The organism is Bacillus sp. MHSD_36, from assembly GCF_030757775.1.
Taxonomy (GTDB): domain Bacteria; phylum Bacillota; class Bacilli; order Bacillales; family Bacillaceae_G; genus Bacillus_A.
The window spans coordinates 642577-657320 of record NZ_JAVBIS010000001.1 but is presented as its reverse complement, the minus strand read 5'-3'; the positions used below and the strand labels follow the sequence as shown (position 1 = coordinate 657320).

Genomic DNA, 14744 nt, shown 5'->3' with positions numbered 1-14744 from the left:
AAAATTAGACTTATCTTCCTGGTCTATTCAAGACTATTGCTGAGTACGCTGCATTTCTTGCTTCTCCATATAATTGCGCATTGTTTTCATATATCTAGGTGCATCCATTGAATCTTTTACAATCATTTCAATAATACAGAGTTTTTTAGTACTTTCTATTTCAGCTTGGCTTATTGCCTGATCAAGCTCTCCGTAGGTACGGACTGTAGCTGTAAACGCATCACCTCCAAGAACTTCCGCTAGCTTAGTATAAGACCATTGAGGAATTTTGTTGTACTTTTGATTTTTTGTTTTTACATTCAAATATTTTTCAATCGTATAACCATCATTGTTTAAGACAAAAATTATAGGCTTGCATCCATAATAAAGCATGGTGCTGATTTCTTGGGCTGTCAGTTGTAAGGCTCCATCCCCTGTAAACAGCAACACTCGGCGTTCAGGCACAGCCATAATAGCACCGAACGCCGAAGGGGTTGCGTAACCGATGGACTGCCAACCACCTTGCCCAATATATATTACATCGCTCGGTAGTCTCACCTCTGCCATTCCGTAATAGAATGTACCGGTCTCGACAACTACAATGTCTTCCTCTTTCAGCATCTGCTGAAAACGTGGATAATAGTTCGCCGCTATTAGAGGGGCATCGGTGTTAGTATTTAATTGGTCGTAAGGGAATGACATTTTTTCTACCAACCCTTGTCCCTTATAACCCACATTCTGTATTGCAAGTAACATATCAGTTGCAAGAACATTCGGATACTCTGCCTCAGCAATTTTAACCATATCTGGTTGAATATTGACGGTTATCAGCTGGTTTAGTTTTGCGGTAAAACTTGCGGTATTAGTATCCGCTAATACCATACCAATTGCGATGACACAATCTGCATTTTCTACCTTACTTTGAACTTCAGAATCTCCAAAAGATCCCAAGTACATTCCCACATAATTTGGATGGGTTTCGTCGAATCCTCCCTTTCCGTACATCATCGTTGCAACAGGAACATTCATGGTGTCTGCCAGTTGTTGAACTGCCGCTTGAAGACCGAAACGCATGGTTTTTACATCCACCAGTATAACTGGTCGATGTGCACGATCTAGTAGCTTATGGACATGATTGACCGCAGCATGAAGAGTTTTCAAATTAGATGTTGGGCGTTGGCGTGTTGGCTCTACACGATTTTTAATCGGCTTGGTCACTAAATCATCGGCCACAACAAGATATACAGGCTTTTTCTTTTCTTTAGCAATTTGAATTGCAGCTGGAATTTCAATTTTAGCGTTTTCAGGCGTAAGCACCGTGCTGTATGCAGTAATTTGCTCATACATGTTGCGAAAAACATCAAAATTCCCATCCATTAATGTGTGATGCATCAGCTTATGCTCTTTTTGTTCATTTTCGGGGGGCGCACCCACTATATGAATGATTGGTACATGCTCACTATTAGCCCCAGCTATAGCATTACAAGCGCTGAGTTCTCCGACTCCAAAAGTTGTAATAAGAGCAGATAATCCTTTAATTCTTGCATAGCCATCTGCAGAATAGCCAGCGTTTAGTTCGTTCCGCCCTTCTATAAAGCGAATACCTTTATAACACTCTAAAGTATCAAGAAGTGTAAAATTATAGTCCCCTGCAATACCAAAAATCTCGGTAATGCCCTCCAATTTTAAACAATCGAATAAATATTGACCAACCGTTTTTTGAGAAGGTTGCCTTTGTAAGCCAAATTTATCCTCATTTATCATGTTTTCCACCACTTGTTCACCCCTTATCTATTTCTTAAATTGTTTTATAGTATTCTTTTTGATAATACCCTTTAATTGAACCCATTATCCGTTGCACTGAGCCAAAGCAGTATATCAAACGCAATTAACTAATATAAAAACATGTTGCTATTAAAGATACATGTTTTATAATCCAAAATAATTGTAGGTTGGAGATAAGATTTAAAAGTAAAAAAAAGAATACTGTTTTGAATAAATTTTAATGATTTTAAGTGTGACAAAATCTATCAAATACCGCTAAATTAACAGTTATTTAGAATTATGATCGCACCTTCTTCTACATCATAAATATGATTTTTTGATGATCCAAAGGTCATATTTATGATGAAAAGAACATCTGCTGGAACTGAAAAATGGATTAAGGAACCGTTGAATGAAACTAAGCTATTTCGTTAAAGAACCATTTAATTGAATAATGGTTCTTTTGCTGTTTTCTAAACTCAAAGTTTACCTCTCTAATAAGTGGAAATAATAGAACTATAAAACTTTGGATGGAGGATTTACAGTGAAAAATAATGAGAATTACAGTGGAATATTACCCCATAATGCTGAATCTTACTGGACGAGCAGTATTCGGTTACCTGGTAAGAATGTAAGTTTTATAGACCAATTCACTATAAAGTTTATCTCTAACCAACTCTTTATAATGTATGTATACCCTCTATACCTCTCTCTAAACCTATAAACTTTTAACGATATTTGTTACGTAAAAACATCATAATCTAGTATGCCTCTATATTAAGGGTTCAACGAATCATGTTAGTAAAGCACTAATAACCACATTTGTTGGAGTATACCTCTGCATTAAGAATATTTTAGTTCTAAAAGACGAAGTTCATCTTGTCTATGTTCTTAATTTGATAGGCATGAAATGCTCCCCCAGATGTATTCAAGATAGACACGAAAATGAAGGAAACTGTTATAGAAATTTCTACATTTCTTTCGTAATGTATCGCTCCTTTCTTACAAAAAACTCAACTCTATTACGTCCAAAAGGTTCTTTATGAAAATATGTAGAATTAGCACATATATGGTATTTTATAAATGGAGAGGTGATTGTGTTGAAGCATTTAACAAAATCAAAAAACTCATCAACAGGTCTGAGAGGGTATTTGGAATCCTATCCGTTAACTTCATTTTTTGTAATGGCATATTTATTCTCGTGGGTTGTATTAATTCCATTTATCTTATCGCAATGGGTTATTTTTCCTAAAACAAAGGCATTTGATATTTTCTTTTTTGCCAATGCATTTGTAGGCCCTATGTTAGCAGCGTATATCATGTTTCGAACCCTTGAAGGCAAAGAGTCATGGAAAAAAGTTAGAAAAAGCATCCTATCTACTAAAGTCGGTTTGAAGTGGTACTTGTTTACCCTCATCGTTATCCCCGCTGTAATGTTTCTAGGTATGGTGATATTAAATGGAGAGATACCTACTTTCCGTGACCTTAATTTTGAATTTTTTATAACCTATCTCATCTCTTTTGTAGCAATTTTCTTTCTCGGTGGACCTTTACCGGAGGAAATTGGATGGCGTGGTTTCGCTCTGCCTAGATTACAATCAAAATTTGGACCGTTAAAAGCTACATTACTACTTAGTGTTTTGTGGACTTTTTGGCATCTTCCACATTTCTTAACGGCTGCACAAAGGGGTGGACCGGGTTCTAACCTTTCTCTCCTATATATTCACTTGCCAATTTTTATTTTATTGTGTTTGCCAATCTCAATCATTCTCACTTGGATCTATAACTGTAATCACGGTAACTTATTTATTGTCATGCTAGTTCATACAAGTGTAAATACGTTTAGCTTGGTACAAACTCATTCCACCAACGCTGTTTTAAAGAATACAGATACATTTGTAGTGATAGGATTGGGGTTTATTGCTTTGCTTATTCTTATTTTCACACGAGGCAACCTGGGATATAAACAAACTTCTAATAGAGTAAAGTTCAGTAACAATGAAAATATAAGTAAATAGAAAAGAGATCCCTATAATAATAGGTTGATGGCAATGCTATCAAGTTAAGAATTATATTCTTCCTCAAAACGAAAAAACGCCACTCTTTATTGAAAGTAAAATAGAATTGTAAGTAAAGAAATTCTACCGATATTTGTTAGCATATACCTTGAATTAATTAGCTAAAGAAATAGGATTTGTTCAGTAGGAAAAGAATTTATAGATAAAGAATATAACTATATTGAATATAACGAAGTGATTTTAATTGTACCTTTAAGGAGGCGGTGTCAATGAGAAAATATTTTTATTTGAATGGGCAAAAAAACAAGAGGATAACGTTTCACTAGCCTATAAACTACGTGTTCCTCTTCAATATTAGAAGGAGAGTATAAAATTGAAGAAGTTATATTTAAAGCCTATTGACAAAAGTAATTGGAAAGAAGCAATTAGACTATCTGTTAAAGAAGAACAACAAACATTTATTGCATCCAACCTTTATTCTATCGCAGAAGTTCAATTTCTAGATAATTTCTATGCAAACGGTATTTATCTTGATGAAAAAATGATAGGATTTACTATGTTTGGGATAGATCCTGATGATAATAATTATTGGATTTATAGACTTATGATTGATGAAAATTTTCAAGGGAAAGGTATAGGTAAACAAGCTATATATCTGGTAATTGATGAGATAAGAAGAAATAATAACGCAAACATTTCTATAATAATGATTGGATATGCTCCTGAAAACCTTACAGCTAAATTTGTATATAAAAAAGCAGGATTTATTGAAACTGAATTATCATCGTGGGGTGAACAGTTAGCTAAGTATCCTTTATGAGCACTTGGATTCTCCACGTTGACTTTTGGACTTATTAAAGAAAAAAGTTCAATAGTATAGCAATGTAGATAGGAAATGATTTATGCTATATTTTACCTAGTAACATTAAAACATATAATAGATAAAAAAAGACGACGCTGAATACGTCGTCTTTTTGATAAAGAGTAAAGTGATTTCTCAAGGTTCTCTTATTACATCAAAGCCAATTATCTCTTAGTTTATATTCAGGTAAAGTTTACACTGTTTTCCATAAGGATAAAGCATAAATCCAGTTTGGGTCCCCATGCCCTTGATGATTCTGGACTGCTTCATACAATTTTCCCTCGTGTAGAACTCTATCTCCCTTTTTATATGCTTTCTTTGCATCCCATGCTTCATATGGAGCGTTTTCAGTTTTTGTAGTAATTGTGAATGTATCACTCTGTACAGATTCATTTCCAGCTACATCAACCGCTTTCACTACATATTTATAAGTAGTATTAGCAACTAAATTTTTATCCATATAAGAAGTCGTATTGGATGTTGCAATCTTTTTCATTGATCCCTCTGTTTCTCTATAAATATCGTAATGGTCTACACCAATATTATCGTCAGATGGACTCCACATTAAATCTACACTTGACGCTGTCGTTCCCATACTATGTAATCCTTTTGGTTGTATTGGTGCTTCTGTATCAGGAACCTCAACAGTCGTTTTCACTGTAAGTGCTTCACTTTCTTTTGACACATTTCCAGCTGCGTCAATCGCTTTCACAGTATAAGTGTATTCCATACTTGGTTGTAATTGTTTATTAATAAAATAATTGCCTGGTACGGTATCAATCATCTCACCATTACGGAAGACTTGATATCCTTTTACCCCTACATTATCCGTAGAAACGTTCCATGTTAGTTCAATACTATGTGCTGTTACTTTTTGAGCTTGAAGACCATTTGGAATACTTGGTGCCTCTGTGTCTGGTTTCACATCATTAATAAGATTTATGTCAATAACATTATAGAACGCATTCACAGTATCCGCTACATCCCATACAGCTAAAATCACATGGTATCCACTACGATCAGTAGGTACATTGATTTTGTGCGCTACATTATTTGAGGCTGCAGAACCATCATGTTGTACAGTACCAATTGGCTCAAAGTCTGCTCTTGTTAACGCTTTATTTGGATCCCATCCTTTTTTTGTAATGTAATAATGCCACTTGCTTGTTAAGTGCGGCGCTGTAAACTTCCAAGTAAACGTATTTTCCCCGCCAGTAATTGTATTTTTAAACCAACGATCTACTGTTTGTTGATCTAAAATACCACCAAATTTGCCGCCAGCAGAAGCAATTTGTCCATCAACTGGGCCGGCTTGCGGAAATCCTTTTGGAGCTTCTAAACTTTGTGGTTCGTACATAATGCTTCCGCAGTTTACATTCAGCGCGCCGTAAGTTTGGCTACATAAAGCGGAACGGCTACCAGGTTTTTCAACAAAACCGTGCGCGTATGCATTTTGAGGAATAAGTGCCGTGCCAATAATTCCAGCTGCTAATGCTACAGCCCCTAGACTTTTTTTGTTCATTTTTAAGTTTTTTAGATATTTAATAATTGGGTTATTCATGTTCATGTTCCCTTCTTGTTATGCTTTGTAGTGTATGTAGGCTTTGATGTAAAAATATAACAAGAGAGCAAATTGTTTCGGGTATGCGTAAGTTACGCTGGAACTATAGTATAGAAGTATCCTACCCCTTATGTGAAACATTTCACTTGACTGATATATCATGACATAGAAATTACCTATATATATGCAGAAGTTGTGCGGAAATATTTAACTTTTTATTAACACATAACATTTAAATATAAAATACCAAATTAAAAAGTAATATTTATTCCTCTACATTTTCACAAACATATTCATCTCTATCTTGTATTAATACGAGTAGTCATGTTTTGTTATTCATAAGTAAATAATACATTTACAGTAAGTGAATATTCTTACATCCAAAGAAATTTGTAGGCACTTATAGCAATTTTCAAAGGCGGTCAAATATGAAGATTATGTACCATATTTCCACACAATCTTATGGAATAGGAGTTAATAAAACTTTAACAAAGTGGTGTCGGAATTTAGGATTATTGGCTCAACTTTTATCTGTCATCATTTTGTTGGCGAATTATTTAATATGTTAAGAGCTATATTGTTTGGGAGTATGATTTATTTTATATTTAATATTTTGGTTTCAAAACTAAACAATAAATTTATAGTTACTAAAAACAAAGAAACATTGGGAACTTTACACCTGAGCTTGATGGTGACATGTTGCGCCCCCTTACTAGTTCTAAATAACGGAAAGCTACAACTCCTTTATAAAAAGGCTATTCTGACTGTTTATTTGTAAAATGTTACAATTATAGTTTTTTTATCCTTTGTTTATATTTTCTAGTTTTAAATTTAAAATACATATTGTACTCTAGATATAAGAGTTAGTTAGGAGTTTTCCTTCAGGACAAGGCTGTTTTCAGTCTTGTTTTTTTATTTGTGATTTTTTGAGTACATTTTTTATCAAGATTCTAAATAAAGGAGTTTAACGAGAGAAGTGGATACAAGAAAGCTATATGACATGATAGAAGATCAAAAAAAGAATTGAATGATCTTGTAAATAACTATGGATTTAGACATCAACAAGTAATTGATTCTAGCCAAAAATTAGACCTTTTAATCTATGAGTTAATGCGGAAAAATCGACTGGATTACAAAAGCAGAATGAAAAATGAATCCTTTCAATAAGGATTCATAACAGTTGAAAACAGATATAAAAATAAAAGAATTAACTATATTATATTTCAAAAATTTAAAAGAAATATTGAGAAAGAATGTTAGAGTGAATTTTATGATCTATCTTTTAAAGTTAGAGTTCATTACCCAGAAGAAATAAAGTGGAAAGTGATTGAAATGAAGAAAGATGGTTATTCAAATCGTACGATTATGGAGAAGCTCGGAATTAAAAACGTTTCCCAAATTAAGACATGGATGAAATGGTATCGTACAGATCAAATGTATTGTTTTCAACAACCTGTAGGAAAACAATATTCTTATGGAAAAGGGCCAAAAGAGCCAAGTGAATTAGGACAGCTACGTTTAGAAAATAGGTTCTGATGCAAAGATAAAATGAAAACCAGTAAAACGAATATATTCCTAACAGAATTGTATTTTATGCTACAAATTCAAACAATTGATGGATGAATTCTTTCTGATTTTGGACAGATTGATCCTGTAAATCAATCTGTTCTTTTTAATCATATGCATAGCTTCTACTCCAGAAAGAATGGATATAGCTGTGTCAAAGCATTTGAACCTTAGCGTAGAACGGATTCGTTTCTTTATAAAGCGATGATCTTGTTCTACTATGTTATTTAAGTACATTTGTTGTCTAAGTCGCATACCGTTAGGTATGCTTTTTTCTTTTTTCAACTGTTCAATTGCTATAGGATAAGCTGGATTCTTGTCGACTGTTATAACACGAGGCTCTGAAACATGAAAAGACCGCAAAGCTTTCTTGAAAAAGCGCTTTGCAGCCTTCTGATCTCTTGTTTTACTTAGGCAAAAATCGATTGTGCTTCCTTTCGAATCAACAGCACGATACAGGTATATCCATTGACCTTTTACTTTGATATATGCTTCATCGACTCTCCAAGAGTCATTTGTTTGAGATAACGTCGGATCCGTTTATCCAATTCAGAACCATACTGATGAACCCAATGCATAATTGTTGTATGAGAAATGAATAAACCCTGTTCCTCCATCATTTCCACTAAATCACGAAAACTTAGATTGTACCATAGGTACAATCTTACCGTTAATAAGATAATATCAGGCTGATAGTGCTTCCATTTGAACAAATTTTTCTTTTCCATACCGATCATACACCTTTTTAGAGCAATAGTATCAGTATGTCCAAGTTTTATAGATTTTTTGCACCAGAACCGAGCAGCCTATCGTGACAGACTCCTCCTAAAAAACAACCGTTATATACATATTGAAAATAAATTTATTTTATTAATAATAAATATTCACCAGTGTGATCATCAAATTTATACACATTCAAATAATATTTCCCTGGTTTCGCTACAAATTTTCCCTTTATAGCATTTCCTTCATCTTCACCACAAGCTACGTAATTTTGCATATCTGATTCATGATAAAGTACCCATGTCATTCCAATATTTTGTTCATTTACCACAGAAATATCTACTTCTTTTGGAACTGTAACATCAAACGTATAAACATCTGTTTGATCAGGAGTAATCAGATTTCCTTTTACAAGTGTATTAAACGGGAGTACCTTTTCCTCTTCAAGGGATCCACCTGTTTGCGGATCTTGTTTTACAGTAACTTTTGTTTGTTCTTTACTTTCTTTTCCGCTACTATCTTTCACTGTTAGTTCCACAGTATATGTTCCTTTTTCTCCATATACATGGGTAGGGTTGGCTTCTGTACTCGTTGTACCATCTCCAAAGTTCCATAGATAAGAGACAACTTTTCCATTTTCACTTTTTGTACCATCGCTATGAAATTGAATCTCTTCATTTCTTATCCCGCTGTATGGTCCATTCATATTTACTATAGTAGTTGTTTTTTCCTTTTCCTCTGTTGCAACACCATGAAAAACAATATCATATTCAAACTGGTTAGCTGCATTCACACGATAGTTTACGAAATAGGCTGTAACTGTTTTATAACCACTCCAACCTTTTTGGGATAACTGCTCTAAAGTTTGGTTTACTAGTTTACTCATCGTTTTCCAATCTTCAGACTCACCTTTTGATGTACCACCTGTGTACTTGCCTTCCACGGTAAATGTATTAAAGAATTGCGACTCATATTTTGTAATTTTTGCATCTTTTATATTTGCTACATCCACAATTTCATTTTTCACCTCAGCTAACGGCTTTGGTGCGTGTTGAATTAAATAATCATTTGTTACTTGCGGTACATTATATTTATCTTGATTATCAATCAACTGCTGCATATACGCTTGATATTCTGCATTCAATTGTGTATTGTTGCTCAATGATTCACGATATGAGTCATAATTTTTCACATCGTTTGCACGGATTAAATCTTGAAGCTTATCAAATGTTTCAAATTGATGATTATACAAATATGACTGTAGTGCAAAGGAATACTTATAAAAGTCCCATGATCCATATTTTGAGAACAAAGTTTGCTTTGCTGTATAACGGCTTGCTGGATCAGATGACAAGCCACTTATCATACTTTTACGCGGAACAACATTATTTGTACGTGTAGATCCTGCAAAAAATTCTGCATTCCCTTCTTGGAACCAAGTTAATCGTTCATTTTGATACATTTCTCCGCTTCCAAATAAACCAGGAACCTCATACCTTCCTTGTAAATAATGAGTGAATTCATGACGGAATAACTCTTCTAAACTATAAATACTCTGCTTTGGCGTACGCTCATATGTAAAGAAGGTCCCCTTCTCTTCAATATAAATTCCACCGTTGTTTGTTTCATATCCATATAATTGTCTATTTAATTGATATTCATCTGGATTATTATAAATTACTATTGTTAGTACATCATCAGCGTTACCCGGTTCTAGTGCTTTATCATTACCAATTACACGGTGATATTGTGCTTTTACTTCTTTGGCTGCCCAATATAATCTTTTAATTTTTTCTTCTGTTACTTTATCTCCCGTCTTGAAGACAATTGATCCGTCATCAAATGTATATGTTTTAGGTAAGTATTGTCGTTTCCCTTTTTCACGTATTTTCTGTAGATCTACTACATTTCCACTATAATCTTTTCCACCATAGTTTGTTTTAATTTGTTCTACTGCTACAAAATAAGGTCCACTTAAACGAGGATACAAGCTCATCGCTCGTGTAATAACTTCTAATCCTTTGTATGGATTACTATGAAATTTCCCTAAACGACCTGCATAATAAATGCCATTATTAATTAGCCAACTATTTTCATTTGTTATATTTCCCACGAGAGCAATTCTATTAACCTCATTTATAAAGTTATCAATCTTTCCATACCACATTGTTTCATTAGGTTGCTTATTTGTATCTTGCAAATAAGACTGTATATCATAATCAATTCCTTTTACAATTTCATATACAGCTTGTCCTTTCGCATAATCGCTTACATACGTAGTAAGATTATCATTATATTGTTTTAAAACATTTACCGCATACTGTACTGTTTCAGTATCACTAGAGGCATTACCAATTAATTTTCCATACGCGGCTACTACTCTATCTTGCTCAGCTGTACCTAATGTAAAGTTTGGATTTTTCGCAATCGCTTTCAATGCTGGTAAACATTTGTCATGGAAGCTTCTCTCTTTTAAGTAACTTAATTCATTATTATAATACCCTACATAAAAAGCAGAACGTAATATTTCAACAAATGTTTCAATTCCTTTTGAATCCTCTTTTGTGAAAGCACTTCCTCGTTGTCCTAATTCATCAATGATAACGTTCATACGTTCTTTATTTTGATAGAAAGCTTTCGTATCTTGAGTAAATTGAAATAAATCGGTAATTTGATTCCAAGAAATTCTTGATAGCGTATCAATGAATTCGCTATCAGGCATTTTATTCAGTTCTGCCAGAGTGTAGCTTTGCTTTAATTGACTTTCATCACGTTTCATAACCAGAGTAGGACGTTGTGAAAAATCGCCTACTTTTAAACGCTCTTCAAAAGTCAATGTTTCGTCCACTTTGGTAGCATGTACAATTTCATCTTTTGAAGTTTCTGTCCCAATTGGTTTCATTTGTAAGATATTATAGGGTGCTTTTTCTTCTGCTGATACCTGTGTTTGAATACTTCCAAATGATAATGCCATCGTACTAATCCCGATCATCATTTGAGTAAATTTTAAATTCTTGTTCATTACATTTCCTCCATTTATATATTCTACCCAAAAATATAACATTTTATCTTAATAAATAATTATAAAATGTATTATTTCATATTATATAAAATTAATATATACATAATATGATATAATATGAAATATTATAGAATTTTTTTCTTTTTTCCATCCTTACTCATGAATTGAGTATATCTTTTGTTTGAAATTTACAGGTTCGTTGCAAGAAACCAAACTCTCTGGCAAGATTTCGTAAGATATTTGGCGATAAAAGCCTTGAATTTCTTGAGCAACTACTCATAGTTCATCAGATACAAAAATAGTCATAAAAAAACGCTATCCTTTCCTATGATTCTAGAGAAAGAATAGCGTTTTTTTACTCGTTCAGTATTTAGTAGGTATAAATTTTTATATTTCAAAAGACTTTTTTCTCTAAAAATATTTTTCATACAAATTTTCAGATTCTAAAAAATCTATAAATTTCTTGTAATGTGTCACTGTTCTTTCTAAAGCAATCATTAAAACAAAAATAAAATAAATTGCTTGGATTCCATTCATATAATTAAAGAGTGATTCAAATATATATACAATACTAGCAATCATAGAACAAAACCATAAATAAAATTTCATTTTCAGCTTTTTAATTTTTTGCTTAGTTGTCTTACAATGCTGGCCATGAACTCTTATAAACAAATAAATTGCTGTATGCAAAATAATAATTGAAAATTGGAAACTTCGATTGTCCTCCGAACTAAATTCAGAGAAATCTATTTCTAATGAATGTAATACTATCCAAATAGAAAATAAAGATAGCACAAAGACATATAAAAAACCAAATAATAATTCAAAAATAAATATCCAAGGTTTATTTAATATTGAGTAAAATGGATTTAGATATTTTATGGTTAATAAAAATTTTCTCACTAAATCAGTAATAATAATTGATGTATTAGTTATATTCATATAGAAAAGTAATGTTATTGGAACCAATAACATTATAGTGATGCCCCAAACAGTAATCTTAATACCGGATAAAAAGAAAACAGCTCCATAAATTATAAGTGAAAAAATAAAAGTTGATATTGGAACAAACATTAAAAATATAAAAGTTCTTATTAAGATTAAATCCCCTAAAAAATCTTTTATTATGGAAACGTGTATTTTTTCCTCCTTGTAATTTTTCACAGTATCAACTATTTCTTTCTCAGATAAAAGAAAATACTTCAATCTATTAAACATAAAAAAACCCCTTTATATTAAAAAGGTTAAAATATATACCCAACTGTTATTAAAATTTCATAAAAGTAATTGTAAATTTTGTATAAGCATTTTTTTCACTTTCAACTGTAATCAAGGCGTGATGTGCCTCAATAATAGCTTTGACAAGTGCCAACCCAATTCCGGTCGATCCGTGCTTTTTAGAACTACTTGATTTATAGAATCGTTCAAAAATATGAGGTAATTCTTCAGCTGAGATTCCCTCTCCAAAGTCTTGGATCACTAGTTCTGTATAGATTGGAGAATTTTTGGCCTGAATCATTATTTTACCACCGGGTTTAGAATGTTCGATTGCATTCTTCAACAGATTTAACAAAGCTTCCTGCATCCATAATTTGTCATGAATAACGACTATTTCTCTCGGTGCATTCCAATCAATCAATATATTTTTATCACTTATCATGCTTTGCAAGCGATGTAGAACTTCCTTAGTCGTATCTACTAAATTCCCTGGCTCTTTATCAAACGAAATAGCTTTTGCATCAATTTTTGCTACTTTTAACAAATTCTGAATTAGGACATTCATTCTAGAGATTTGAATATCATTATTTTGCAGTAATTGAACTTGTTGCTCGCGGGATAGTTTTTCACTTAATAACATTTCATTATAGATAGAAATAGTTGAGAGCGGTGTTTTTAACTGATGAGATATATCCTGCAACATTTCTCCTAAAAACTGCTTTTCTTCAAGCAAATCCTGCATATTTTTTCTAATGATATCCTTCATTGAGCGAAATGAAATTGCCAGTTTCGCGAAATCCCCTTCTTTATTTTCATTAATGACAACTGAGTAATCTCCCTCGATTATTTTTTTTGCAGCTCTAGTAAGCTGGCTAATTTTATTAAAAATAATTTTTTGTTGCATGTAGTTTGCAAAAAAAATCAAAAATCCAAAAGCAATCAATCCCCAAATAATAAATTGATTGTGGTCAAAAATTAGATAATTTAAATGAGGAAAAAATTTTGATTCCAAGTCTTCATATAATCCATACTGCTTTAGGATCTCTGTCCCTTTTTCCTGATATTCACTTGAATGAGACGAATGATTTGTTAAGGCTTTCATAATTTCTAATTCATTTTCAGGATTTTCCTCAACCAATCTAGCGGTAATTTCTCCCCAGGTTGCTATAGAATCGTGTTTTAAATGATCATAGAATAATTGCTGAGTAATAAATTGGTAAATCGTAAATAAAGATAAAAGAACAGTTAGTATCGTCATATAGCTTTTCATTTCAGTATTTTTCATTATTTTGCTCACCCAATCACGTCCTTACTCCAACGATAACCATATCCTCTTTCGGTAACGATAAACTGCGGTTTTTGAGGATTGTCTTCAACTTTATCCCTTAAACGCTTAATGTATACAGATAACGTATTTTCATCAAAAAAGACATTATCTCCTTCCGTTATTTTTAGTAGGAGCTCATCTCTTTTAATGGCTTTGTGAGAATTCATCATGAAATTCAATAGAAGCTTGTATTCTAAATTCGTCAATGTAATACTTTCACAATCTTTATAAACCTTGACTAGGTTCGTATCGATTCTTATATTCTCAGACCTTAAAATCTGAGGCGGTGTTTCAAGCGTCGCTTGTTTGCGCAATTGTACTTTCACTCTAGCCATGAGTTCCTTAACCCGAAATGGTTTGGTTATATAATCATCTCCGCCTATATCCAGTCCCATTACCACATTTGCTTCCTCATCTAGTGCCGTTAAAAAAATAATAATTGATTTTTCATTTTGCCTTTTAAAGTATATACATAAGTCATAACCATTACCATCTGGTAAACCAATATCAAGGATGAACAAATCAAATGTATTGTGAACAAACTGGTATTTTGCTTCTTTTACACTGGACGCTCTAACTACCTCATAACCCTCATTTCTTAATGAAAATTCGATGGCTAGACCAAGAGCTTCATCATCTTCAACTAGTAATATTTTTTTATTCAAGTATGCCCCCTCCTTTTTCTTCCCCTAGCTTATTCTTCA

At 32.8% G+C, this 14744-nt stretch carries 8 protein-coding genes and 3 pseudogenes; 4 read left to right on the top strand and 7 right to left on the bottom strand.

Features of this window, described 5'->3' with window-relative positions; translation table 11 throughout:
• Window positions 1–33: 33 nt before the first annotated feature.
• On the bottom strand, window positions 34–1752 hold the full coding sequence (locus Q9B79_RS03365; RefSeq protein ID WP_306182609.1) for an alpha-keto acid decarboxylase family protein: 1719 nt from the start codon (window positions 1750–1752) through the stop codon (window positions 34–36).
• A gap of 1088 nt (window positions 1753–2840) precedes the next feature.
• Here Q9B79_RS03365 and Q9B79_RS03360 point away from each other — a divergent pair.
• Window positions 2841–3761: a CPBP family intramembrane glutamic endopeptidase gene (locus tag Q9B79_RS03360; protein ID WP_306182608.1), complete on the top strand. Its 921-nt coding sequence runs from the start codon at window positions 2841–2843 to the stop codon at window positions 3759–3761.
• Between the two features lie 373 nt (window positions 3762–4134).
• Window positions 4135–4581, top strand: coding sequence for a GNAT family N-acetyltransferase (locus Q9B79_RS03355; protein WP_306182607.1), 447 nt, complete (start codon window positions 4135–4137; stop codon window positions 4579–4581).
• Window positions 4582–4816: 235 nt separating this feature from the next.
• Here the strand turns inward: Q9B79_RS03355 and Q9B79_RS03350 are convergent, their stop codons facing one another.
• Complete coding sequence (locus Q9B79_RS03350) at window positions 4817–6184, bottom strand: lytic polysaccharide monooxygenase (protein WP_306182606.1); 1368 nt, start codon at window positions 6182–6184, stop codon at window positions 4817–4819.
• A 1000-nt stretch (window positions 6185–7184) separates the two neighbouring features.
• Here Q9B79_RS03350 and Q9B79_RS03345 point away from each other — a divergent pair.
• Both Q9B79_RS03345 and Q9B79_RS03340 read left to right on the top strand, forming a co-directional pair.
• A pseudogene (locus Q9B79_RS03345) lies at window positions 7185–7351 on the top strand (aspartyl-phosphate phosphatase Spo0E family protein).
• Window positions 7352–7516: 165 nt separating this feature from the next.
• Window positions 7517–7714 (top strand): annotated as a pseudogene (locus tag Q9B79_RS03340) (IS3-like element ISBt2 family transposase); the annotation flags it as partial.
• Between the two features lie 61 nt (window positions 7715–7775).
• On the opposite strand, the pseudogene Q9B79_RS03335 reads toward Q9B79_RS03340, so the two are convergent.
• From Q9B79_RS03335 to Q9B79_RS03315, 5 genes and pseudogenes are all read right to left on the bottom strand, one after another.
• Window positions 7776–8478, bottom strand: a pseudogene (locus tag Q9B79_RS03335) (IS6 family transposase).
• A gap of 134 nt (window positions 8479–8612) precedes the next feature.
• Window positions 8613–11495: a collagenase ColA gene (colA, locus tag Q9B79_RS03330; protein WP_306182605.1), complete on the bottom strand. Its 2883-nt coding sequence runs from the start codon at window positions 11493–11495 to the stop codon at window positions 8613–8615.
• Between the two features lie 411 nt (window positions 11496–11906).
• Complete coding sequence (locus Q9B79_RS03325) at window positions 11907–12713, bottom strand: hypothetical protein (protein WP_306182604.1); 807 nt, start codon at window positions 12711–12713, stop codon at window positions 11907–11909.
• A gap of 49 nt (window positions 12714–12762) precedes the next feature.
• Entirely contained in the window at window positions 12763–13998 is a 1236-nt protein-coding gene (locus Q9B79_RS03320; RefSeq protein ID WP_306182603.1) for a HAMP domain-containing sensor histidine kinase, read from the bottom strand.
• A gap of 8 nt (window positions 13999–14006) precedes the next feature.
• Window positions 14007–14705: a response regulator transcription factor gene (locus tag Q9B79_RS03315; protein WP_306182602.1), complete on the bottom strand. Its 699-nt coding sequence runs from the start codon at window positions 14703–14705 to the stop codon at window positions 14007–14009.
• Window positions 14706–14744 lie beyond the last annotated feature (39 nt).

Coding starts and splice junctions, on each gene's coding strand:
- Q9B79_RS03350 (WP_306182606.1), bottom strand. CDS start 6,184: ATGAATAACCCAATTATTAAATATCTAAAAAACTTAAAAATGAACAAA.
- colA (WP_306182605.1), bottom strand. CDS start 11,495: ATGAACAAGAATTTAAAATTTACTCAAATGATGATCGGGATTAGTACG.
- Q9B79_RS03325 (WP_306182604.1), bottom strand. CDS start 12,713: ATGTTTAATAGATTGAAGTATTTTCTTTTATCTGAGAAAGAAATAGTT.
- Q9B79_RS03320 (WP_306182603.1), bottom strand. CDS start 13,998: ATGAAAAATACTGAAATGAAAAGCTATATGACGATACTAACTGTTCTT.